At 60.6% G+C, this 22,225-nt stretch carries 23 protein-coding genes and 1 tRNA gene; 11 read left to right on the forward strand and 13 right to left on the reverse strand.

The window, feature by feature from the left end; genetic code table 11:
- Positions 1–1,344 (reverse strand): polysaccharide deacetylase family protein, encoded by a 1,344-nt coding sequence (locus tag V5N47_RS03490; protein ID WP_338729463.1) that lies wholly within the window; start codon positions 1,342–1,344, stop codon positions 1–3.
- Positions 1,345–1,531: 187 nt separating this feature from the next.
- Between V5N47_RS03490 and V5N47_RS03495 the strand changes: the two genes are divergently transcribed.
- A complete protein-coding gene (locus tag V5N47_RS03495) occupies positions 1,532–2,026 on the forward strand; it encodes a hypothetical protein (protein ID WP_338729464.1) in 495 nt (164 codons plus the stop codon).
- Positions 2,027–2,059: 33 nt separating this feature from the next.
- Here V5N47_RS03495 and V5N47_RS03500 read toward each other — a convergent pair whose 3' ends face one another.
- Positions 2,060–5,146: an adenosylcobalamin-dependent ribonucleoside-diphosphate reductase gene (locus V5N47_RS03500; RefSeq protein WP_338729465.1), complete on the reverse strand. Its 3,087-nt coding sequence runs from the start codon at positions 5,144–5,146 to the stop codon at positions 2,060–2,062.
- A 424-nt stretch (positions 5,147–5,570) separates the two neighbouring features.
- Here V5N47_RS03500 and V5N47_RS03505 point away from each other — a divergent pair, with 424 nt between their 5' ends.
- Entirely contained in the window at positions 5,571–5,744 is a 174-nt protein-coding gene (locus tag V5N47_RS03505) for a hypothetical protein (RefSeq protein ID WP_338729466.1), read from the forward strand.
- Here the strand turns inward: V5N47_RS03505 and trpG are convergent.
- The 4 genes from trpG to trpD are packed head-to-tail and all read right to left on the reverse strand — an operon-like array spanning position 5,741 to position 9,505.
- On the reverse strand, positions 5,741–6,310 hold the full coding sequence (gene trpG / locus V5N47_RS03510) for an anthranilate synthase component II (RefSeq protein ID WP_338729467.1): 570 nt from the start codon (positions 6,308–6,310) through the stop codon (positions 5,741–5,743). The genes V5N47_RS03505 and trpG overlap by 4 nt on opposite strands.
- Entirely contained in the window at positions 6,307–7,860 is a 1,554-nt protein-coding gene (gene trpE / locus V5N47_RS03515) for an anthranilate synthase component I (protein ID WP_338729468.1), read from the reverse strand. The genes trpG and trpE overlap by 4 nt, the downstream gene beginning before the upstream one ends.
- Complete coding sequence (locus tag V5N47_RS03520; protein WP_338729469.1) at positions 7,857–8,498, reverse strand: phosphoribosylanthranilate isomerase; 642 nt, start codon at positions 8,496–8,498, stop codon at positions 7,857–7,859. Before V5N47_RS03520 ends, trpE begins: the two co-directional genes overlap by 4 nt.
- Complete coding sequence (gene trpD / locus V5N47_RS03525) at positions 8,495–9,505, reverse strand: anthranilate phosphoribosyltransferase (protein ID WP_338729470.1); 1,011 nt, start codon at positions 9,503–9,505, stop codon at positions 8,495–8,497. The genes V5N47_RS03520 and trpD overlap by 4 nt, the downstream gene beginning before the upstream one ends.
- A gap of 248 nt (positions 9,506–9,753) precedes the next feature.
- Here trpD and V5N47_RS03530 point away from each other — a divergent pair.
- Positions 9,754–9,828 (forward strand) — tRNA-Val (locus V5N47_RS03530).
- Positions 9,829–9,959: 131 nt separating this feature from the next.
- Here the strand turns inward: V5N47_RS03530 and V5N47_RS03535 are convergent.
- On the reverse strand, positions 9,960–10,370 hold the full coding sequence (locus V5N47_RS03535) for a hypothetical protein (RefSeq protein WP_338729471.1): 411 nt from the start codon (positions 10,368–10,370) through the stop codon (positions 9,960–9,962).
- A gap of 169 nt (positions 10,371–10,539) precedes the next feature.
- Positions 10,540–10,758 (reverse strand): hypothetical protein, encoded by a 219-nt coding sequence (locus V5N47_RS03540; RefSeq protein ID WP_338729472.1) that lies wholly within the window; start codon positions 10,756–10,758, stop codon positions 10,540–10,542.
- 150 nt (positions 10,759–10,908) lie between these two features.
- Between V5N47_RS03540 and V5N47_RS03545 the strand changes: the two genes are divergently transcribed.
- Together V5N47_RS03545 and V5N47_RS03550 are read left to right on the forward strand one after the other, a co-directional pair.
- Entirely contained in the window at positions 10,909–11,343 is a 435-nt protein-coding gene (locus tag V5N47_RS03545) for a VOC family protein (RefSeq protein ID WP_338729473.1), read from the forward strand.
- A 295-nt stretch (positions 11,344–11,638) separates the two neighbouring features.
- The gene (locus V5N47_RS03550; RefSeq protein WP_338729474.1) at positions 11,639–13,063 is read left to right on the forward strand and encodes an ATP-binding protein; all 1,425 of its coding nucleotides are present in this window, start codon (positions 11,639–11,641) and stop codon (positions 13,061–13,063) included.
- Positions 13,064–13,140: 77 nt separating this feature from the next.
- On the opposite strand, the gene V5N47_RS03555 is transcribed toward V5N47_RS03550, so the two are convergent.
- Positions 13,141–13,350, reverse strand: coding sequence for a dodecin family protein (locus V5N47_RS03555; RefSeq protein WP_338729475.1), 210 nt, complete (start codon positions 13,348–13,350; stop codon positions 13,141–13,143).
- A gap of 138 nt (positions 13,351–13,488) precedes the next feature.
- Between V5N47_RS03555 and V5N47_RS03560 the strand changes: the two genes are divergently transcribed.
- On the forward strand, positions 13,489–14,175 hold the full coding sequence (locus V5N47_RS03560) for a plastocyanin/azurin family copper-binding protein (protein WP_338729476.1): 687 nt from the start codon (positions 13,489–13,491) through the stop codon (positions 14,173–14,175).
- A gap of 12 nt (positions 14,176–14,187) precedes the next feature.
- Here V5N47_RS03560 and V5N47_RS03565 read toward each other — a convergent pair whose 3' ends face one another.
- The gene (locus tag V5N47_RS03565) at positions 14,188–14,331 is read right to left on the reverse strand and encodes a hypothetical protein (protein ID WP_338729477.1); all 144 of its coding nucleotides are present in this window, start codon (positions 14,329–14,331) and stop codon (positions 14,188–14,190) included.
- 102 nt (positions 14,332–14,433) lie between these two features.
- On the opposite strand from V5N47_RS03565, the gene crcB (V5N47_RS03570) reads away from it, so the two are divergent.
- Both crcB (V5N47_RS03570) and crcB (V5N47_RS03575) read left to right on the forward strand, forming a co-directional pair.
- On the forward strand, positions 14,434–14,838 hold the full coding sequence (gene crcB / locus V5N47_RS03570; protein WP_338729478.1) for a fluoride efflux transporter CrcB: 405 nt from the start codon (positions 14,434–14,436) through the stop codon (positions 14,836–14,838).
- Positions 14,835–15,185: a fluoride efflux transporter CrcB gene (gene crcB, locus V5N47_RS03575; RefSeq protein WP_338729479.1), complete on the forward strand. Its 351-nt coding sequence runs from the start codon at positions 14,835–14,837 to the stop codon at positions 15,183–15,185. The genes crcB (V5N47_RS03570) and crcB (V5N47_RS03575) overlap by 4 nt, the downstream gene beginning before the upstream one ends.
- Here crcB (V5N47_RS03575) and V5N47_RS03580 read toward each other — a convergent pair.
- On the reverse strand, positions 15,174–15,494 hold the full coding sequence (locus V5N47_RS03580) for a lycopene cyclase domain-containing protein (RefSeq protein ID WP_338729480.1): 321 nt from the start codon (positions 15,492–15,494) through the stop codon (positions 15,174–15,176). The two genes, crcB (V5N47_RS03575) and V5N47_RS03580, sit on opposite strands and share 12 nt — an antisense overlap.
- Positions 15,495–15,590: 96 nt before the next feature.
- Here V5N47_RS03580 and V5N47_RS03585 point away from each other — a divergent pair, with 96 nt between their 5' ends.
- The gene (locus V5N47_RS03585; RefSeq protein ID WP_338729481.1) at positions 15,591–16,733 is read left to right on the forward strand and encodes a CBS domain-containing protein; all 1,143 of its coding nucleotides are present in this window, start codon (positions 15,591–15,593) and stop codon (positions 16,731–16,733) included.
- Positions 16,734–16,873: 140 nt separating this feature from the next.
- Here the strand turns inward: V5N47_RS03585 and radB are convergent, their stop codons facing one another.
- Positions 16,874–17,563, reverse strand: coding sequence for a DNA repair and recombination protein RadB (gene radB, locus V5N47_RS03590; RefSeq protein WP_338729482.1), 690 nt, complete (start codon positions 17,561–17,563; stop codon positions 16,874–16,876).
- A gap of 80 nt (positions 17,564–17,643) precedes the next feature.
- Between radB and V5N47_RS03595 the strand changes: the two genes are divergently transcribed.
- Positions 17,644–18,384: a hypothetical protein gene (locus tag V5N47_RS03595; protein WP_338729483.1), complete on the forward strand. Its 741-nt coding sequence runs from the start codon at positions 17,644–17,646 to the stop codon at positions 18,382–18,384.
- Here the strand turns inward: V5N47_RS03595 and larC are convergent.
- Complete coding sequence (gene larC, locus V5N47_RS03600; protein ID WP_338729484.1) at positions 18,381–19,697, reverse strand: nickel pincer cofactor biosynthesis protein LarC; 1,317 nt, start codon at positions 19,695–19,697, stop codon at positions 18,381–18,383. The genes V5N47_RS03595 and larC overlap by 4 nt on opposite strands.
- A gap of 183 nt (positions 19,698–19,880) precedes the next feature.
- Between larC and V5N47_RS03605 the strand changes: the two genes are divergently transcribed.
- Positions 19,881–22,103: a CDC48 family AAA ATPase gene (locus V5N47_RS03605; RefSeq protein WP_338729486.1), complete on the forward strand. Its 2,223-nt coding sequence runs from the start codon at positions 19,881–19,883 to the stop codon at positions 22,101–22,103.
- Positions 22,104–22,225 lie beyond the last annotated feature (122 nt).

A 22,225-nucleotide genomic window follows, 5' to 3' on the forward strand; every position in this document is an offset into this window, starting at 1 on the left:
TCACTCCCGCGTTCGCAACTCCCAGAGGTCGGTGAACGTTATCGCCTCAACGTTGGGCGTTTCTGTGATGTGCTGGAGCAGCTTTTCGTATTCTTCGACGCCCATCGTGTGAGTTTTCTCGAAATGGTGGAAGTTCAGAATCGTACACTGGCGGTGTCGCGCGGCAAGCCTCACCGCCCGCTTTGCGATGTCGAGATCGTGGCCAATCGTACGCGGTAACACGAGCGGGTCGAAACCGCGAACACCGGTCGTATTGACGCTCCCAGACTGATTCATCCCGCCCATGTAATGGTATTTTGAGACGGTGTCGAGAGCGGCGCGATCGAAGTCGTTCGCGGGATACACAATGAACGCCGTCCCGTCGAAGTCGTGGTCGAGGAGCCACCGTTTGTTCTTCTGAAGCTTTTCTTCGAGTCGGTCGGGGCTAACGTTCGAAAATCGCTCGTTGATGCTCGCGTGGGAGATGATTTCGTCACCCGCGTCCTGCCGCTCGCGCAGTTGGGCTTCCGTCATGAACGAGATACCCGGCGAGGCCTCTGCGAACGGCGGATACGCGATGACGGCGGGCAGGTCGTACTCGTCGTGGAGGGGCGCACCGTGATCGTAAAAGTTCTGAAAACCATCGTCCCAACTCAACACGACGTAGCCAGTGTCGGCTTTTTCGTGAATACGAAGATCGTCTATCCACGAAGTGGTTTCGCGCTCTGCGGTGTTCCGCACCGTGAGGCGAACGCGCGTGATTACCGACAGATTTGGCTCGTCTTCGCTCGTTGCGAACACGCCGGGAGACGTGCGAAACCAGCCGATGTCCGGGGGGCGGTAGGTCACGTCTCTAAGTTCTAACACCCCCCAGTTGTCGGCCGAATCGTAGAGGTAGACCAACAGCGCGACCGACTCGGGATGTTCGGTTCTGAACGCAAGCGACAGGTCGTTTTCGGCAAGGTTGAGCGGCGTGTCGAAGGTGCGGTCGACGGTCACCTTCTCGCCGGGTTGACCCACGAGCTGCAAGCTCTGGGAATCAGTAAACTGGACATCGGTATCGGCTCGGTGCTCGCCAACGATTGACTCCCACTCGGTGAGCGTCTCAAAGCCGTCGAGCGAGGAGCCAGACGACTGGAATCGCTCGCGGCTGTTGTACGCCGTCCGCAACGGCGCGTCGAGCGAGGCATGTGGTGTCGTCGAGTTGGTTGGACGGTCTGTCGATGACGGCTGGGGCGTCTCCGTCGCTGTCTCTGATGGGCGACGGTTGAAACACCCCGCGAGCGAGGCGGTAAGCGTGTACCCCGCGTACTGGAGAAGCCGACGGCGGGAGCTATCGGACGGCGAGCTATCAGGGGAGGGCACACGCAAAACATCACTGAGACACCATAAAAACATGTTGGTATCCTAACCAATTATGTCAAGAAGGCGCCCACTCCTCAGAAAAAGACCGGACGGAGACTCATTTTCGAGAGACTCTAGAACAACTCGGTGTGAATCTTGAAAAATCGCTATCCCTCCGTTCTGCGTCGAGTCGTAGTGAGGTGATGAAATGACTACACAGACACCGCTACCGACTGTGACCCGCAGACGCATCCTCAGAACGACGGCCCTCCTCAGCGCTGGGCTCGCCGTTGGCGCGGGAAGCGCGACAGCCAACCCCGGGAAGCCGAACTTCGGCCCGTCGCTCTACGGCGACGGCAAGACGTGGGGGACGAAAGGCGCAGCCGCGATTCCCGGCCCGAACGGGAAAAACGACCACTCCTTCGACAAGCTGTTCGCCTTCACGAACGGCGCGACCGGCCAGCTTCCGGTCGCGGAAGCCGCACCCGGCAACCCTGCGTTCAACGGCGGGCGCTGGTACACCCACACCGCCACGTGGACGGCTGCCGGACTGGCCGCACATAACCCGCTGCCGGTGTTGACATCCTACGACGACGTTCACGCCGAGTACGAAGCTGGACACCTGTCCATCACGCCCGGCTCGCCGAACCCGGGTGACCCGCCGAACTTCTTCGAGTGCCCGCTCTTGCCAGTCAAGCAGTGAGCACAGAAAAAATCGAAACTCGCTATTTTTCGCTTAGCTGCACTCAGACCAGCCACAGGACTCGCAGGTCTTGCAGCCTTCTGAGAAGTAGAGCGTCATCGACCCACAGTCGGGACACTCTGGACTCTCGCCCGCGTCGATGAGCGACTGGGTGGCGTCGTCGTCGCTTTCGGCTTCCACATCGTCTGCGTCCTCGACGGGTGCGCTCTCCTCTGCAATCTCCGCGAGGTTGCGCTGTTGTGGGTAGGCCTTGTCGATTTCGCCGTCGAGATACCGGCGCATTGCGGTGCCGATGGCGTCCGGGATGGACTGAATCTGCTCGCCCTTGTCCCACGCAATCTTCGGTGAACGAATGCCTTTCAGTTCGCCCGCAATCTCCTCTGGGTCGACGCCCGAGCGGAGTGCGGTCGAGACGGTCTTTGCGAGCGACTCGGTGAAGCTCGCGGTGAAACCACCGGAGTTGCCGATGTTTGCGAACAGTTCGAACGGACGGCCCTGCTCGTCTTCGTTGATGTTGACGTACAGCTTGCCGTAGCCCGTCGAGATGCGCTGGGTGACGCCGTAGAGGACGTCCGGTCGGGCGCGTTTCTCGGCGTAGAGGTTGCCGTTCGCGGCTGCCGTGGCGATGGAGTCGAGTTGCGCGTTGAGCGCCGCCTTGACTTCCTCGTGTTCTAAGAACTCGTCCATCGAGCCGAACACGTCGGTAATCTGGTCGACGATGGCTTCGGCGGCCTCGTCGTCGTCGGCGAAGTCTGCGTTCTTCGCGCGCGTCGTGAGCACCTGTTTGCTGCGTGTGCCGTCGCGGTAGACGGTGACGCCCTTCCCGCCGTGGTCGTAGATGTAGCGGTACACCTCGTCCATGTCTGCCTTACTCGCGGAGTTCGGGAAGTTGCAGGTCTTCGAGATGGCGGAGTCCACGCCCGCCTGTGCGGCACACTGGACGCCTGCGTGGTCGAGCCCAGCGAGGTCTGCGGTGACAACGAACAGTTCGCCAATCGCGTCAGGCACCGTCGAGAGCGACGTGACGCCATCGAAGGTGTTGGACTGCATCTGCTCAACTGCTTCTGCCTGCACGGCGTCTACGTCGATGCCGTTGTCCTCCAGCACGCGGAGGAAGTAGTCGTCGAACTCGACGAGCATCTCGTCGCCCTGCACGTCGTCGGAGACGTTCTTGAAGTAGGCGACGTTGTAGATTGGCTCGATGCCACCCGTGGTGTTGCCGACCATTGAGGTCGTTCCCGTTGGCGCAACGGTCGTCGTGTTGTGGTTACGAATCGAGAAGCCGTCTGCCCACTCGTCGGCCGAGAGGCCGGTGTGGTGTTCGAACCAGTCACGGTACTCGACGGGGTCTGCGTACTTCGAATCGCCCCAGTCGTTGAACGAGCCACGGTCTTCTGCGAGGTCGTGAGACGCCCACTTCGAACCGTGGTTGATGTGCATCATGAGCTGTCGAACGAGTTCGTTGCCCTCTTCAGAGCCGTAGCGGATGCCGAGCTGGATGTACAGTTGGGCAAGCCCCATGACGCCGAGGCCGATTTTGCGCATGTTGCGGACTTTCTCCTCGATTTTCGGCACCGGGAAGTCCGACATGGTGACGACGTTTTCGAGGAAACGCGTCCCCCACTCGATGCGGTGGTCGAACTCGTCCCAGTCGATGGCGTCTGCGAGGAACGCATCCATGGCTTCCTCGGTCGAGTCGTAGTTCTCGCCGTTTGCTTCGTGCCAGACGCGCCAGTCGGGGGCGTCGAACTCGGCGATCGTAGAGAGGTTGATGTGGCCGAGGTTACACGCCTCGTACTCCTCGAGTGGCTGTTCGCCACACGGGTTGGTGGCGAGAATCTGGTGGTCTGGGTGCTTTTCGACGTCGAAGGAGTGCTCCTTGTTGACGCGCTCTAAGTAGATGACGCCGGGTTCGCCGTTCTCCCACGAGCCGTCGATGATGTGGTCCCAGATTTCGACAGCCGGGATTTTGAGGACTTCGCCGGGGGTGACGTAGTGACCGAGGTCGTACCGGTCGTACATCTCCTTTGTCTCCTCGGTGGCGATGTGTGGCTCTTCGGTGCGCGGGTTCGTGAAGACGAACTCCTCTTCGTTGTAGAGGGCTTCCATGAAGCCGTCCGTGACGCCCACGGAGATGTTGAAATTAGAGAGATGGCCCTCGACGGCGTTGCGGAGGTGCTTTGGCACGCGCCCTTCCTCGTCGATGAGTTCGCGGGCTTCGGCGAGTGCCTCGTTGAAGCTCGTGTACGTGTAGTCGTCTGGGTCGTTCAGCCGGAGCGTGACGGCGAGCGAGACGTCCTTGTTCTTTGCGTGGAGGAACTCGATGACGTCGGGGTGGCTGACGCGCATGACGCCCATCTGGGCCCCGCGGCGAGTGCCACCTTGGGCGATGGTCTCGCACATCTGGTCGAACGTGCGCATGAAGGTGATTGGCCCGGAGGCGATACCGCCTGTGGAGCCAACGGCGTCACCGTACGGACGAAGCTGCCAGAAGGCGTAGCCCATGCCACCGCCGGACTGGAAGACCTCTGCGGCCTCCATGGCGGTTTTGTGGATGTCGGTGAGGTCGTCTGCGGGCGAGTCAACGAAACACGCAGAGAGCTGTTGGAGTTCGTCGCCCGCGTTCATGAGCGTCGGGGAGTTCGGGATGAAGCTGAGTTGCTCCATCAGGTCTTGGAACTCGGCGCGTACCGACTCTACTTTCTCCTGTACCTCGGACGGAAGTTCGGGGACGACGGTGTCGTAGTCGAACTTGTTGACGTTGAACTCGGTGAGTTGCGTCTCGACGTCGTTGTCCGCGGTGGTTCCCTCGCCAAACACTTCCGCAGCGAGTTCGTCGCGGCGTGGGTGGCGTGGTTTCAGTTGCTCGGGGCGTACCGTCAGTTCGAGGCCGAGGTTCTCTGCCTCGTAGACGGCTTCTGCGAGCGCGATGTTCTTCGCAACGCGGACGAACAGGTCTTCTTGAGTCTCGATAAGCTCCCCGTTCGAGTCTTTGCGGAGGTATCGGGCCGGAAGAATGTTGTTATACGCATTTGAGGTCATCCGGTCTGCGAGTGTTTCTCCATCAGTGCGCTTGATGGGCAGGGTAATCTCGTCGGCGGAGAGGTTCGCGCGGCTCATAGTTCCCCTCGACAGCCGACAGATGGGCTCTGCCGGGCGATACGACTTTCAGAGTGTGGCGTCATACACGACATTTGTAACGGCGATTTTGTACTGAGTCCACCCAAATAACCCTTTGGCATTCGCGATTTTCAGGCCACCTGGAAAGTTGTAACTCAGCTGTTTAGTTTACATCCCCAGCAAGGGTGATGTTGCTGATTCTGCTTCCGATTACAGGTAAGCGAGAGAGCGTAATAATGCTGCGTAGACCGGAGTGAAAGTAGACGGTTTGCTGTAAAACCGGCCGAGTGAAGCGGTGGTTCAGGAGAAACAATGGGGGGTTCAAACGCCCTGTTGAAAGCTGTCACAGTGAGCCAAGGCAACACCGCCGAACCCGGAATGGACGCCCAACACGATTAACCGTCGCTATCTCATAATTCACGTTATGCAACCGTTCCTCGTCGAAGGACTCACCTCGCCGCCAACCGTCCTGTTGACGCTTGTCTTACTCGCGGCAATCGTTCTCGTCGGGCGTATCTTGCTCCACGTCGCGTGGAAACTCATCCTCATCGCCATCGCCATCATTGGCGCACTCTGGATTGTCGGTATTTTCCTCTAAATCGCCGCGAGGAAGTTCTTGATGACGTCGTGGCCGTGTTCGGTGAGCACGCTCTCCGGGTGGAACTGGACGCATTCGAGCGGATACGCTTCGTGGCGCACGCCCATCACCAAGTCGTCTTCAGAGCGCGCGGTCACCGTCAGGCAGTCAGGCACAGCCGTCGCCACGAGCGAGTGGTAGCGTCCGGCACGAAACGCCTGTGGCAGTCCTGTGAACACACCTTTCTCGTCGTGGGTGATGGCAGAGGCCTTGCCGTGGACGGGGAACGGCGCGCGCCCAATCTCGCCGCCGTACTCGTACACCGCGGCTTCGAGACCGAGACAGACCCCAAGCGTCGGAATCTCTGGACTGAGCTCCTGAAGCACGTCGCGGGTCACGCCCACGTCGCGGTCGTTTTTCGGATGGCCCGGCCCCGGGCTCAGGACAATCGCGTCCGGGTCTGCGGCGCGAATCTCAGCGAGCGAGGCAGTGTTTTTCACGACGGTGGTGTTCGCGTTCGTGCTCACGTACTCGACCAAATTGTAGGTAAACGAGTCGAAGTTATCGACGAACAGCACGTCGGTCATGGCCGCACCTCCGCGGGTTCGAGTCGTTCAATCGCGGCGAGCACGCCGCCCATCTTCTTTTCGGTCTCTTCGTACTCGCTTGCGGGATCTGAGTCGGCGACGATGCCCGCACCGGCTTGAATCGTCAGGCGGTCTGGGTCGCCGTGTTCGATGGTCGCGGTGCGGATGACGATGGCGAAGTCGGTGTCGCCCGTCCACGAGTAGTAGCCGACGCCGCCGCCGTAGAGGCCGCGTGGCCCGGCTTCTAACTCGTGAATAATCTCCATCGCTCGCACCTTTGGCGCACCAGAGAGCGTCCCAGCGGGGAACGAGGCTCGCGTCGCGTCGAAGGCGTCGTACTCGGGCGCGAGCGTCCCCGTGACCGTGCTCTCGATGTGCTGGACGTGCGAGTACTTGAGGACGTTCATGAACTCTTCGACGCGTACCGAACCGGCTTGTGCCACGCGGCGAACGTCGTTGCGCGCCAAGTCGACGAGCATCGTGTGCTCAGCGCGTTCCTTGTCATCTGCGAGCATCTCACCGGCGAGACGGCGGTCTTCACCGGGACTCCCCCCGCGTCCGCACGTCCCCGCGATGGGGTTGCTCACGACGGTGTCGCCACTCACAGAGACGAGGGTTTCTGGACTCGCGCCGACGATGCTCAGGTCGTCTACGCGCAGGAGGTACATGTACGGCGACGGGTTAACCTCCCGCAACGAGGCGTAGAGCGTCTTCGGGTCGAAGTCGCCTTCGAGTTCGCGCTTGCGCGAGATGACGCCTTGGTAGATGTCGCCGTCTAAGACGCGCTCTTTTGCTGTTCTCACGGCGGCCTCGTACTCGTCGCGCGGGCCAGCATGCGCTGCAGTACAAGCGAACGTCCCGGGTTCGACTGGCGTGGCGTCTTGCAGACGCGTTTCGACTGCATCTGCTTCGGCGGTAAGCGCGTCGTAGAGGTCACCGGCGTCGGTGTCGGGGGTGACGACGGGCGTGAACACGAGCGACACCGACTCGTCTGCGTGGTCGAACACGACCGTTTTCGTCGTCAAGACGAACTGTGCGTCGGGAAGCGAACTCTCCGGGCGGGAGACGCCGACCTCGTCCAACCAGAGGTCATACACCGCATCGTACGATAGGAAACCGACGAGTCCGCCCTGTAGGTGTTGGCGGCCCGCTTTCGGGAAGCCCTTGAGCGGGAGGTTTGGAAGCGTCTCGCGCAGCGAGTCGAGGACGTCGCCCTCACCGGGGTCTGCGAGGGTTGCGAGCGCGTTTTCGAACTGTTCAACCTCCGCTCCGTCCGGGCCAATCGACACGACGCCGTCGGGGTCGTAGCCGACGAACGAATAGCGCGCGTGGCGGTCGCTCGTCTCCGGGGAGAACGCCCCGGCTGGGTCGCTTGAGGCGACCTTTTCTGCGCTTTCGAGCAGGAACGAATGCGAACCGTCTGCGAGTTCCGTGTAGGCCGCGAGCGGGTCGAGCGAACAATCGAGTGAAACAGCCAGCCGAAGAACTGCCGGGCGGTCGTCTGCGGCGAGCGCGACGAACTCCTCGCGGGTGAGCGAGTGTGACGTCATTGAACGGTCACCTCCCGTTGGGTCGCGCGGACGAACGCATGCAGCTTCTCGTGGTCTTTCACGCCGCCTGTTTTCTCGACGCCGCTCGCCACATCGACGGCGAAGGGGTGAACCTCGTCGATTGCGCGGGCAACGTTGTCGGGCGAGAGGCCACCAGCGAGGATGACCGGCGCGTCGATGTCCGCAACGAGTTCGCTCGTCCGACTCCAGTCTACGGTGGTTCCTGTACCGCCAGCGCCAGCGGCATCGACCGAATCGACGAGGAGGGCGTCTGCAACGGCGGCGTACTCTGGCACGCGCGCGTCGTCTGCTTCGACGCGCTGGATGACCGTGACGTTGGTCTGGTCGCGGATTTCGCAGACAGCGCTTGGCGAGAGCATGGTATGAAGTTGTACTGCGTCGGGTTCGACACGCTCTATGAGCGTACAGACTCGTTCGACGGAGTCAGCCATGGTGACGAGCACGCTCGTAACGAACGGTGGCGTGGCGGCCGCGAGTTCACGGGCTTCAGTGGTCGAAACTTCGCGCGGCGTTTCGACCGGCACGTCGGAGATGAAGCCAACGGCGTCTGCGCCAACCGCGACGGCGGCGCGGAGGTCGGCTTCGTTCGTGAGCCCGCAGATTTTCACCCGCGTCATGCCACCACGGTCTGTCGCAGTACGTTCAGTTTTTCGAGCGCGGCACCCGAGTCGATGGACTCACGGGCGAGGGCCACGCCGTCTTTGAGGGTTTCTGCTGCGCCAGCGATGTAGATGGCAGCGCCGGCGTTTGCGAGAATGATGTCGCGTTTCGCGCCAGTGAGCTCGCCAGAGACGATGGCTTCGAAGTCCTCTGCGTTTGCTTCGGGGGTGCCCCCTGCGACGGCTTCAATTGGATGGGAGTCAAGGCCGAGGGCTGCGGGCGTGAGCGTGTACTCCTCGATGTCCGTGCCCGTGACTTCGGCGACGACGGTTTCGCCGTGGATGGCGATTTCGTCGAGGCCGGAGCCGTGGACGACGAGAGCGCGTTCGACGTTCATGCGCGAGAGGGCGCGCGCGATGACGGGAACGAGATCGGGGTCGTAGACGCCGATGACCTGTGCGTCAGCCCCGGCGGGGTTGGTGAGCGGGCCGAGCACGTTGAAGATGGTGCGCATCCCGAGTTCCCGGCGCGGGCCGATGACGGCCTTCATCGCCGGGTGGAACACCGGCGCGAGCATGAAGCCAATTCCGTTTTCTTCGATGGCTTTCTCGACATCCGCCGGTTCCGCTTCGACGTTCACGCCAAGAGTTTCGAGCACGTCTGCACTCCCCGACGACGAGGAGACCGAGTAGTTGCCGTGCTTTGCGATGGCGACACCAGCGCCCGAGGCCACGACCGCGCTCGTCGTGGAGACGTTGATGGTGTTGTAGTCGTCGCCGCCAGTGCCGCAGGTGTCAACGAGCGGCTTGCCGTTTCGCGCGGGGTCGATGGTCAACGCGGCGTCTCGCATCCCCTGTGCGAAGCCCGCGATTTCGTCTTCGGTCTCGCCCTTGGCTCGGAGCGCGGCAAGCAGTGCGCCCATCTGCGCCTCCGTCGCGTCGGTAAAGATGGCCGTCGCCGCCGCTCTCGCCTGTTCGATGGTCAAATCCTCGCCCTCCGTCACACGCTCGATAAATTCCCTCATTATATCACCAATGTACTTCTTTGTCTTGCAATGTACAAATTCGTACATCCACTTAACAGTGTCGCCGTTTTCGAGCGAGCGGGTTGCATGCAAGTGATTGGAGAAGCGCCCCGTCGAGGCGGCCAAAACCCGTTGGTTCACCGTGTGGGAGAAAAACGCACTCCGGCGGCGGTGTATTCGCTCCCGATTCGAAACCTTCAATTACCCCGGCGGGTTACGAAGGAATGCAGACAGAAGCACACCAGCAAGGGTTCGTGGTCTAGGCTGGTTATGACACCTCCTTGACATGGAGGAGATCGGCAGTTCAAATCTGCCCGAACCCACTACTTCCTGTCGCGAACAAATTCGTGAGCGACAGGTGTTCTGACGTGAGGGAGATTTGAACTCGGGAGCGACTGGAAGGAGCGACCAACGTTCAAATCAGCCCAGCCAAAGAACAGACAGGAAACGAATTTTACGCAGGACGAGCGGTTGTTGTTGCAGAGTTATCCTCGGCATCGCTGTGGGTGGCAGTGACGACGGTTGGGAGTTGTGACTGCATCGTAATCAGAAGTTCATAGGTGTCTGTCCCAGTCGAATCAGGACAGGTAGAACGCACCCGCGTGACGCCAACTCGAGTGGTCAGCGCATCGGCTTGCGTGTCGTACTCGATTGAGCGGAGGCGAGTTTCATAACAGGAGTTCCCGCCCCACAGCGTTCCGGTGATTCGTATTTGCTGCTCCGTGGGGACGAACACAATCGTTGGAAAAACTGGCTCGTCTGCGCCTTCTGCGACGATGGTAAAGTCAACAGATTCGACCTGTGCTGGGAGTGCTATCGAAGACGGCGACTCGGTGAGGGTCGCAACACACCCTGCGCTTCCCACCACCCAAACACTGGTTAACCCGAGAAACGCTCGGCGGTTCACACAGAACAGTCAGTGAACAGTAATCAAAACTGTTTGCTAAATTCAAAGACGTATTTGAGTCATACCCAGTCAAACGGGAGCACCCGTCAGGGACTCCCAGTAACCAAGAAAAACTAACAGCCCACGCTCAGCCCTCGCTCTGTCCACCGGGCATCAACTGACGAAACAGCGGAAGGAACACCGGAAAGAGCAGCGTTCCAACCCCAATAAACACGAAAACGGCCACGTCGCTCGGCACGCCAAGCTCGTGGAGAACCACCGTAATGGCGAGCACCACGGCGACGTACCCCCAGAACGCGATGGCAACACGGCCAAACCCAAACGTTGGGGAGGGAACATCGAACATCTTGGTAGCGGAATTGACACGATGGGTGAAGTGTTTTTGGGTGGCTTCGAGACGGCCGAAATCACCACCCGCGAATTTCACTTTCACTCCGCTCTAGGCGCACGAATAACCCCGTCTCTCGCGTACCAGATAGGTGGAGGAAAACGTACCATGAGCAAGACCCAAGCGAGCCACATTTCAGCACTCACCCACGTCTCGTTAGTCGTCGAAGACCAGCAAGCCGCCCTCGACTTTTACACCGAGAAACTCGGCTTCGAGAAGCAGATGGACATGCCGATGGAAGAAGGCAGCGACGACCGGTGGATTACCATTGGCGTCCCCGGTCAAGACGTCGAAATCGCGCTGCAAGCCGTTGGCTGGTTCGACGGCCGTGACGAAGAAAAACTCCGCCCGCTCGTTGGCAACAACGCGATGCTGGCGTTCGCGGTCGATGACTGCCACGCGGCCTATGAAGCCCTGAAAGACCGCGGTGTCGAGTTCGTCTCAGAGCCAAACGAGCAAGACTACGGCACGGAAGCCATCGCCAGCGACATGGAGGGCAACGAACTGTTGTTCCTCCAGCCGTCCGCAGACGGTAGCATGTAAGCGCCCGGAAATGCAGCCAGAACACACTGCAGTCTCGACAAGAAAGCCACCTTAATGATTCACGAACACGTTTTTGTCGCCCTTGAAATCGAACGAAACAGACTGGCCGATGCGGACAGTATCGAAGTCGAAAGCACCGACGCGATAGACGCACAGACCCGCTAAAACGTTCGGGAAAAGGTATTTACCCACAACAGGTATTATCAATATATTAAAATCTATGGAGGGGAATTCGCACTCGCGAGAAGGGGCACCAGCGAACATCCTTGGCCGAATTTCTGACGGCGTTTTCGGAGTGGATACCAAGTGGCGAGTAACCTACGCGAACGACCGAGGGCGAGAGATACTCAGCGAGGTAGTCGGTGGTTCGCTGTCGACAGCGGAGCTCATCGGAACGAACGTTTGGGAGGAGATCCCGGACGCGGAAGAACGCACGTTTTACGAGGAGTACCAACACGCCATGGAGCTCCAGGAACCAGTCACCTTCCAAGGCTACTTTGGCCCGCTCCAACAGTGGTTCAGAGTGCGGGTTTACCCCTCTGAGACGGGTGTGACGGTGACGTTCCAAGAGCTTACCCAAGACCCGCAAACGGACGAGACGCTCGAAACGCGCGAGGAAGTGCTCCGTGAGATGTACGACTCGATAGTTAACCAGGAGCTCTCGTTCGAAGAGCGGGTCGATGAGCTGTTGCGCATCGGGCAGTCTGTTATCGGAACGTCGTTTGGAACGCTTTCGCGGATTTACGGCGACGAGTACCTGTTTGAGGTGGTGCGAGCGCCGGACGAGGCGATTCAAGTCGGCGACGTGGTCGACCTAGAGGCGACAAACTGTGAGTATGCGGTCGTGTCAAAACAGACGCTTTCGTTGGGAGACGTCGCCGAAGAATCGCCAGAGTTCACCGAGCGAGCCGGCTACACCGAATGGGGGATTCAGTGTTATCTCGGCACGCCCATCATCGTCGATGGAGAAACGTACGGCACATTCTGTTTCTACGACACCGAACCGCGCGCTGAGCCGTTTACCAACTGGGAGGTGACGCTCGTCGAACTGATGGGAAAGTGGGTCGAGACTGCGTTGGAGCAACAACTGGCCAACGAACGATTGGAGCAGCACAACGAGCGGCTTGAGCAGTTCGCGTCCATCGTCTCACACGACCTCAAGAATCCACTGATGGTCGCCACTGCGTGGACGAAGATGGCGAGAACAGAGCACGACTTCGAGCGCCTTGATAAAGTCGAAAAAGCCCACGAACGGATGGAGACGCTTATCTCTGACATCCTGTCGCTGACTCGCGCAGGCCAGCAGATGGACACCCTCGCCTTGTGTGACGTAGAGCGTCTCAGCCGCCAGGCGTGGGCGCTCGTACCAACCGCGGACGCCGAACTCACCATCGAAGACGAGTTCACTATTCCAGCAGCCGAAACCCGGCTACAACAGCTGCTAGAGAACCTGTTTCGGAACGCGGTGACTCACGGCGGCGGTGCGGTTACCATCCGAGTCGGAGAGCTGCCGGACGGGTTTTTCGTCGAGGACACCGGCTCAGGTATCGACCCTGCTGAACTCGACTCGGTGTTCGAGTTTGGCTACTCAACGTCAGCAGAGGGAACCGGGCAGGGGTTGAATATCGTCGAACGAGTTGCCGAGGCGCACGGCTGGGCTGTGGCGGTAACGACTGGAACAGACGGCGGAGCACGCTTCGAGTTTGGGAACGTCCAGTAAGACGGTTTTCGGTGGCTGAATAGACAAAATGGACCGCGGCGACAAGCGGACACGAACGCGTGTCCGAACCCGTTTGCTTACATCTCGTGGTGGACTGGGAACGCAATCTCCACGGTTGCCTTGTAGTTCACAATCTCCCCATTTTCGACGGTGGCCGTCCAGTCTTCGACCTCGACGCCGTGGATGTCATCGACCGACGCAGCGGCCTGTTTGACGGCTTCTTTGACGGCGGCTTCCCACGATTCGCTCGATGTGCCGAGCACTTTGATGATTTTTACAGCGGTCATCGCCCGTTCTAGTTCGACCGAAACGGAGATAAAATGTGTTACGAACAATTGATAAATCGGGCGTCAGTACGGTCGTCGCAGTCTCAGAAAGTGAGATTCAACAACAAGCGTTCATCAGTCGATGACCTATTTTATAGTATGAACGCACGACAATCGACCTCGACACGCCGACGCTACCTTAAAGCGGCCGGTGCGGTCGTCACTGTTGGCCTCGCAGGTTGCGTTTCGACACCCGGCGAAAGCGGAGAAACCACGACCACGGATGCAACCGGCGACGATCCCGGCGATGACCACATGGACGACGACCACATGGGTGATGAGCACATGGACGACGACCATATGGATGGCGAAGGCGACGAGGATACGCACGCCCACGACGACTTCCAGATTGGTGAGCCAATAGCGAGTGCAACCGTCGAAATGGTTCAAGACAACGGCTATCACTTCCTTCCGCACGTCGTCCACATCGTCTCCGGTGGAACGGTGACGTGGGAGCAGGTCAACAACGTTCACGACACGGTGGCGTACCATCCGGACAACGGCAAGCCAGCGCGAATCCCGGAGGGGGCTGCTCCGTGGCGAAGCCCACTCATGAGCGAGCGCGGTGACACGTTCGAAGTGACCTTCGAGCAAGAAGGCGTCTACGACTACTTCTGCTCACCGCACGAAGTGTTCGGAATGGTTGGGCGTGTCGTCGTAGGCATGCCCGACCTCGACGCTGAGCCGGCGATGGAACCGCCACAGGACGAACTTCCGGCAGCCGCCCGCGAGGAGTTCGAACGCTACAACGAACTGACCCGCGAGGCGTTCGACCAGCACGAATAACGCACACCACTCTTACGCGATGGTGTAGCGGTCGAAGCGACGAACCGCGCTTTTGTACCCAAAGGCGGCGAGCATCGAGATCGCGAGAAGCGTGCCAGCATAGCCGCCCGACTGTATCGCAATGAGCGACGTTGCGTCGATTGCGCGAGAGGGCATTTGCGATACAACACCGTAATACAGGCATCCACTTGACAGTATTTAGTGAGCTATCAACTTCACTACACCCTTATACCCGACTCGCACAACTCACGTAGGTGTATGAGTCGAGACCACCCGCTCGCCACGGTTGAAGCCCTGTCGCTCATCGCGCTCGGTGGGTTCGCCGGGGCAACCCTTCGCTACGCGACGAGTACGGTGCTCCCGGGGCTTTCGGGAACCCTCGTCGTGAACGTCGTGGGGAGTCTGTTGCTCGGTTTTTTCGTCTACGAACAGCGGTTTCTCGGTGTCTTTTCTGGGCCGATGCGCCTCGCTATCACGACCGGGTTTCTCTCCTCGCTCACGACGTACTCGACGTTCGCAGTGCAGACGGCGCTATCGCCCGAACTCGCGCTCCTAAACGTCGTGGCAAACTACGCGCTTGGCTTTACCGCGGTGTTCGTCGGACGACTGCTCGCAAAATCACTGCCCGGCGCGAGTGTCGGGACGCCGGAGGTCGAGTCGTGAACCCGGCCTACCTCGTCGGGATTGGCGGCGCGCTCGGGGCGATGGCGCGCTATCTCGTTTCTGGGCGCGTTCCCGAGGGCCGACTTCCCTACGGTACGCTCACGGTGAACGTCATCGGGAGCTTCGTCCTCGGGGCGCTCACGTTTCTCGGCGTTTCTGACGACGTGATGCTTCTCGTCGGAACCGGCGCGTGTGGCGCGTTTACGACGTTTTCCTCGTTCTCGGTCGAAACCAGTCTGCTCTGGGAGCGTGGTCACCGGACGCGGGCAGCGCTGAACGCGGGCGGAAATCTGCTCGCCTGTCTCGCGGCGATTGGGCTTGGCTGGCTCGTCGTCTCACTTCTCTGAGCCGCCGTCGAAGCGTTTTTTGAGCGATTCGTGCGCCCCGATAACCATCGCGGGGACGACGAACATGAAGATATGTTCTTCTATCGGGATGCCGAGCAGGTCAATGCCCGTTCTGAGCGGAATCGAGAAAACGCCCACAGTGAGCGTATACCAGTCCCAGACGTACGCAAACGGGTAGAGCACGACGATGGTTCGCGCGGCGGCGCGCCACGCATTCGAGTACCAGAGGAGTGTAAGTGCGACGGCACCCCAGAGCAGTTCTGTGAGAAGATATGTGTACGGTCCGAACACCCCAATGTTCGGCATCATCCGGTGTGATAGGTACTCGCATGATAAAGGTCTTGTCGCCGGATTAGCCCTAGTTTTCATTAGGGCTGCGCCCCTCTACCATACTGGGGACAATTGATGGATATTGCTGACATTGCCACTAACGATTTTGTCGAAGTCGACGTCGACCAGCGACTGAGTAAAGTGCGGTCAATTTTCGAACGGGAGAACCCCAAGGGTATCATCGTCACGGACGGCGACGAATACGCCGGCCTTGTGACCCAGCGCGAGCTCCTCCAGTCACACGTCGAAGACTCGGCGAAAGTGGCCGCGCTGATGAAATCTGCCCCGAAAGTCGAACGAACAACCAACATCCGTGAAGTTGCGCGGATGTTAGTCGAAGGCGGGACGAAAGTCGCCCCCGTCTTTGAAGACGACGCCCTCTGGGGCATCGTCACCGCAGATGCGATCTTAGAAGCCGTCCTGGAAAATCTGGACGTGCTTACTGTTGACCAGATTTACACCGACGATACCGTCACCGTCCACGAGTCAGACCGTGTCGGGCAGGCCATCAACCTCCTGCGCGAACACGGCGTCTCGCGTCTCCCCGTGGTCGATGACGACGGTCAGCTCTCTGGGATGGTGACGACCCACGACATCGTCGATTTCGTCGTCCGCGACATGAACAAAGCTACCCTCGGCGAGCGTTCGGGTGACATAGAGCGCATGCTCGACCTCCCCGTCTACGACATCATGAACAGCCCCGTGCGGACGATTACGCTCGGTGCCTCGGTTCGTGATGCCGTCTCTGGAATGCTCGAAAACAGCTACGCAGGCCTCGTGGTCACGCCAGAGGAGAACGACCGCCTCATCGCTGGCGTGCTGACCAAAACCGACGTGCTCCGCGCACTCTCCTACACGGAGGAGGAACACCTAGACGTCCAAATCACCAACATCAACCTGCTCGAAACGCTGAGCCGCGACGAGATTCGCGAAAGCATCGAAGCTGTCGTCCAGAAGTACCAGCGGATGAGCGTCCATCACGCCCACGTTCGCTTCCACGAGCACAAAGAGAAACTCCGCGGCACGCCGCTCATCCAGTGTCAGATTCGGATTCGGTCAGATCGCGGCCAAGTCGCTGGCTCCGGCGAAGGCTACGGTGCAGAGAACGCCTTCTACGTCGCCCTTGACAAGCTCGAACGCAACGTCATCGAGATGAAAGACATGCGTTCTGACGAAATCTACAAGGGGCAGTTGCTCCGGAAGCTCGGCGAACTCTAACCTCGCACCTTTTTCCGCTTCGGGTTCGCCAAAGGCGAACCGCTCAGCGGAAAAACGCGCCCGAAAAAAGCCGGTCACTCGCTTCGCTTGTGACCGGTACAATAACTGGACCACAGAACAACCTGGGCATTTCTTCCGTTTTACAACTCGTCTACGCCGACGAGGCCGTCCTGCGTGATTTGGAAGCGCGCCGTCTCACCGGTCGGTTTTGCCCGGTGTTTCTCGATGGTGGCACGGCGATTCCCGCCGCGGAAACGGTCGAGGCGGAGCACGGTGCCCGTCCAGTGGGCAAGCGTGTGGCCACCGAGTGGGCGCGCAGAGTCGCCGTCAGGGTCGGTGAACACCTGATTCGTGATGACGACGGCGAGGTCGTGTTTGCGGGCGAGCGAGAGCAGGTGGGTCATCTGGCGGGCGACCTTTCTCAGCGACTCACCTTCCTCTTCGGTCGTTCGCTCTAGCCGATAAAATCCGGTCGCGCTGTCGAGAACGATGAGGTCTGCCCGCGAGGCGAGGTCGGCTGCGTCCTTGACGGCGGCTTCCTGCTCGCCGAAATCGTGGGCCTCCGAGATGATGATGCGCGAGGCGAGGTCTGAGACGTCTTCGCCCTTGGCTTGCGCAAGCTGTTGGAAGCGGTCGATGGAGAGGCCTTCCGTATCGATATAAAGCACCGTCCGTCCTGCAGCGGCTGTTTCGACGGCCGCAGCAAGCGCCAGATTGGTCTTCCCGGCGGCGGGCGGGCCATAGAGTTGCGTGACGGTGCCGCGCTCGAAGCCGCCGCCGAGGAGGGCATCGACGGGGCCACAGCCAGTCGGAACGGGCGCGTTTGACACACCTCTCCTTTCGCCGTCTTCGGCAAAAAGGGTCCGGTCTGCCGAAGGATTTAGCCACCTGCGGCGCGGAGAAGAAGGGAGTGATAGTCGTCGCCACAACGGACTTCAAAGTGTATCACGAGGCAGTCGCAGAACTGCGCGAGCGCGGGGTGCAGTTCACCACCATCGAACCCGGCGACAACCTCCCCGAGAATACGGCCGTCGTCATCACGGGCGCGGACGACGAAATCGAGACGACCGTGACCGTCGTCCGAGCAAAACCAGACGAATGTCGCCACGCCGTCGAAGAAGCCCTCGCACTCATGCGAAGCGGCGGCGGGAGAACGATAGTCGGCGTAGACCCCGGCGAGCGCCCCGGTATCGCGGTGTTGAACGGCGAGATGGTCATCGCCACGTTCCACGTCCCGCTCGCCCAGGCGGCGGCGATTATTTTAGGAGAACTTGAGGGAGCAGTAGACCCGCTCGTCAGAATCGGTGACGGCGCTCGGCTCCAGGGCGCACGGCTCATCGACGACCTCGATGGCACCCCCATCGAACTCGTCGACGAGACCGGAACGACACCATATCTCGGGACGGGTGCGCGCGGAATGGGCGACGTTATCGCCGCCATCAACATCGCCCATCTCTCGGGAGAGCGCATCAGTGAGCGAACCATCGAGCCAACGGCTGGCGAGTTGCAAGTCATCAAGACGCGCTCACGAGAGCAGTCACCCGAGAATCGAGCGATAGGCGAGGAACTCGCCAGACGAGTTGCGGCCGGTGAACTGACTATCGAAGAAGCGCTTGCGGAACACCGCGAACAGCTGAACGGCCGGGATTAATCGTCTCTGACCGCGGCCTCTGCCCGGCGCATGACTTCGCGGATTGGGAGGCCTGTTTCGTTTGCCACGGCGGCCGCATCGTCGTACTCCGCACTCACGTCGTAGAGCGTGTCGTCTGCATCGCTTGCGAGTTTGACGGAGACGTCGTAGGTGGTTCCCTCAATATCGAGGGTGGTGGTTTCGAAGCGTCGCTTGGCCGTCCAACGGTGGCGAGCGACCATCTCGCGGATGCCGAGCGTCCCCGTCTCTTCTGCGAGTTTCTGGGCCACGCGAGCGGCGTCTTCCGCCCGGACGATGACCTTCACGAGGTGGCCGGGTCGCGCCTTTTTCATCGTGACGGGGACGATACTCACGTCGCGTGCACCGACGGCTTTGAGCGTCTCTTGCAGGCCGCCAAGCACTTCTGGCGGCGCGTCGTCGAGGTTTGTTTCGAGGACGGTGATGGCTTCGGGGACAAGCCCACCGCGCGCCGCACCGACGAGCGCGCGCAGGACGTTCGGCCGCTCGGGGAACGTCCACCCACCCGCGCCGTAGCCCGACTGTTCGAGGGTCATCGCGGGCAGGGCGTCGATTCCGCGCGCGAAGTGGGCGAGAATCGCCGCGCCCGTAGGCGTGAGCAGTTCGGCATCGACGGGGCCTCCCTGCAGTTCCCAGTCGGCTTTCGCGGCGATTTCGACCACGGCGGGCGTCGGAATGGGGTAGGTGCCGTGGGCCATCTCCGCTTCGCCGCCGCCAACGGAGAGTGGCGTCGTCAGCACTTGGTCGGGCGCGAGGTCGGCAAAGAGGAGGCACGCGCCGACCACGTCCGCGATGGCGTCGTCAGCCCCGACTTCGTGGAAGTGGGTGTCTTCGAGCGGAGCGTTGTGGACCGTCGCTTCGGCTTCACCGAGAATGCGGAAGACGGCCTTCGCGTCCACTTCGACGTCCTCGGGGAGGCCCATGGCTTCGACGATGTCGATGACCTCTGCGTAGGTTCGATTTGGACCGGCACCTTCTGCGTGCGTGTGGTCGTGGGTGTGTGAGTGGTCGTGCGGGTGCGCGTGGTCGTGCTCGTGAGACTGCTCGTGGTCGTAGCCCTCTGCGTCCTCGTGGGCGTGGTGTGACGCCGCTGTGTCGGCTGTATCGCTCGTGAGCAGCACGTTCGCCTTCGTCGCCGAGATACCGTTTTTGTCCACGGTGTCGATATCGTAGCGGATGTCGAGTGCCGCTTCGACCGGCGCGAGCACAGCCTCGTCTGCGCCCGCGGCGAGCAACGCACCGAGGAGCATGTCGCCGCTCGCACCCATTCGTCCGTCGAACGCAACTGTTCGCATATGCGAGCGGACGAAGGGCACGGAGAAAAACATCCGGTCTCGGGCCGATGTCAGACGTGTGTCAGACTCGGCGGACATCCCTGCGACATCAGGCGAAAACGTGATACACCGTGAGTGCTGGGAGCAAAAAGCATATCGCCATCCACGACAGAGTATATGCATCTCCCTGAACGTGAAAATAATATGAATGAAGTTCAACTTGAGGTCGCGAAAGCGTACCCAAATGACTCCGGCCGGGGCATCGCCCGCCTCGATCCGGACACGCTGTTGCATCTAAAGCTCAGCCCGGGCGACATCATCCAGATAGAGGGTGGCGACGTGACGGCGGCGAAGGTGTGGCGGGCAGACCGGCAGGACTGGAACACCGACACGGTTCGCATCGACGGGTTCACCCGGCAGAACGCAGACGTGGGGATTGGCGAACGGGTAACCATCCGCAAAGCCGAGGCGAAAAAGGCAGAAAAACTCGTGCTCGCCCCGCCTGAGGACGCGAGCGTCCAGTTCGGCTCCGATGCCGCGGGCATGGTCAAGCGCCAGATTCTGAAGCGCCCGGTCGTCGAACGCGACATCGTGCCGGTTATGTCGAGCACGAACCACCCGTTCATGCGCTCACCCGGCCAAGCAATCCCGCTCATCGCCGTCGAGACGGAGCCTGAGGGCGTCGTCCTCATCACCGAGGACACGGAGGTTGAACTCCGCGAGGAGCCAATCAGCGGCTTCGAGAAGACCGGCGGTGGCATCACCTACGAGGACATCGGTGGCCTCCAACAGGAGATTCAGCGCGTCCGCGAGATGGTCGAGCTGCCGATGAAACACCCCCAGATTTTCAAGAAGCTGGGCATCGAGCCACCACAGGGTGTCCTCCTCCACGGCCCACCCGGCACGGGGAAAACCCTGCTCGCAAAAGCCGTCGCAAACGAGACCAGCGCCAGTTTCTTCTCTATTGCTGGTCCCGAGATTATCTCGAAGTACTACGGCGAATCCGAGCAACAACTGCGCGAAATCTTCGAAGATGCGTCCGAAGAGTCGCCATCTATCATCTTCATCGACGAACTCGACTCCATCGCGCCAAAGCGCGAGGACGTGACCGGCGAAGTCGAACGCCGCGTCGTCGCCCAGTTGCTCACCATGATGGACGGCTTAGAGGCGCGCGGCAACGTCATCGTCATCGCCGCGACCAATCGTGTTGACTCCGTTGACCCTGCCCTTCGCCGTCCCGGCCGCTTCGACCGCGAAATCGAGATTGGCGTCCCAGACGAGGAAGGCCGCAAGGAGATTCTGCAGGTCCACACCCGCGGCATGCCGCTCGCAGACGACGTGAGCCTCGACGACCTCGCAGAGGAGACCCACGGCTTCGTCGGCGCGGACATCGAATCGCTCACCAAAGAGTCGGCGATGAAAGCCCTCCGGCGCTACCTGCCGGAAATCGACCTTGATGAAGAGGACATCCCGCCGTCACTCATCGACCGCATGATCATCAAGCGGTCTGACTTCCGCGGCGCGCTCGCAGAGGTAGACCCCTCCGCGATGCGCGAAGTCCTCGTCGAGTTACCGAAAGTCTCGTGGGAGGATGTTGGCGGCTTGGAGGACGCAAAGCAGAACGTTCAGGAATCGGTCGAGTGGCCAATGAACTCCCCCGAGAAGTTCACCCGCATGGGCATTGACCCGCCTGCGGGCGTGCTCCTCTACGGCCCGCCCGGCACGGGCAAGACGCTCATCGCCAAAGCCGTCGCAAATCAGACGAAGGCGAACTTCATCTCGGTGCGCGGCCCACAACTGCTCTCGAAGTGGGTCGGTGAGTCGGAGAAAGCCATCCGTCAGACCTTCCGCAAGGCGCGGCAGGTCGCCCCGACGGTCATCTTCTTCGACGAACTCGACAGCCTCGCGCCAAGCCGTGGCCGCGACACGGGCTCGAACGTCTCAGAGCGCGTCGTCAACCAGTTGCTCACGGAACTCGACGGTCTCGAAGACCGCGGCAACGTCATGGTCATCGCCGCGACCAACCGCCCGGACATGATCGACCCGGCGCTCATCCGCTCGGGTCGCTTCGACCGCCTCGTGCTCATCGGCGAGCCAAGCGAGGACGGCCGCGAAGAGATCTTAGAGATTCACACGAAGAACATGCCACTCGCCGCCGACGTGAGCTTAAAAGAGATTGCGGAGATTACCGAGGGCTACGTCGGCTCTGACCTCGAATCCATCGCGCGCGAAGCCGCCATTCAGGCGCTGCGCGAGGATTCGGACGCAGACGTGGTGGAGATGCGCCACTTCCGCAAGGCGATGGAGAACGTCCGTCCGACCATCACCGACGACATGATGGAGTACTTCGAGCGCATCAAAGACGAGTTCAAGGGCGGTGCGACGGAGCCAACGGCTGGACGGCATTCGAGAATCGGCTTCCAATAAAGCACCTTTTTGCTCGGCGGGTTCGCCTTCGGCGAACCGCTTCTCGCAAAAACGCGCCCGAAAAAGGCTGCTCCGACGCTTCGCGTCTCCGCGGTAGAACTGCTTGCTGTTGATTTTGGTTC

Source organism: Haladaptatus sp. DJG-WS-42 (genome assembly GCF_037198285.1).
GTDB lineage: Archaea > Halobacteriota > Halobacteria > Halobacteriales > Halococcaceae > QDMS2.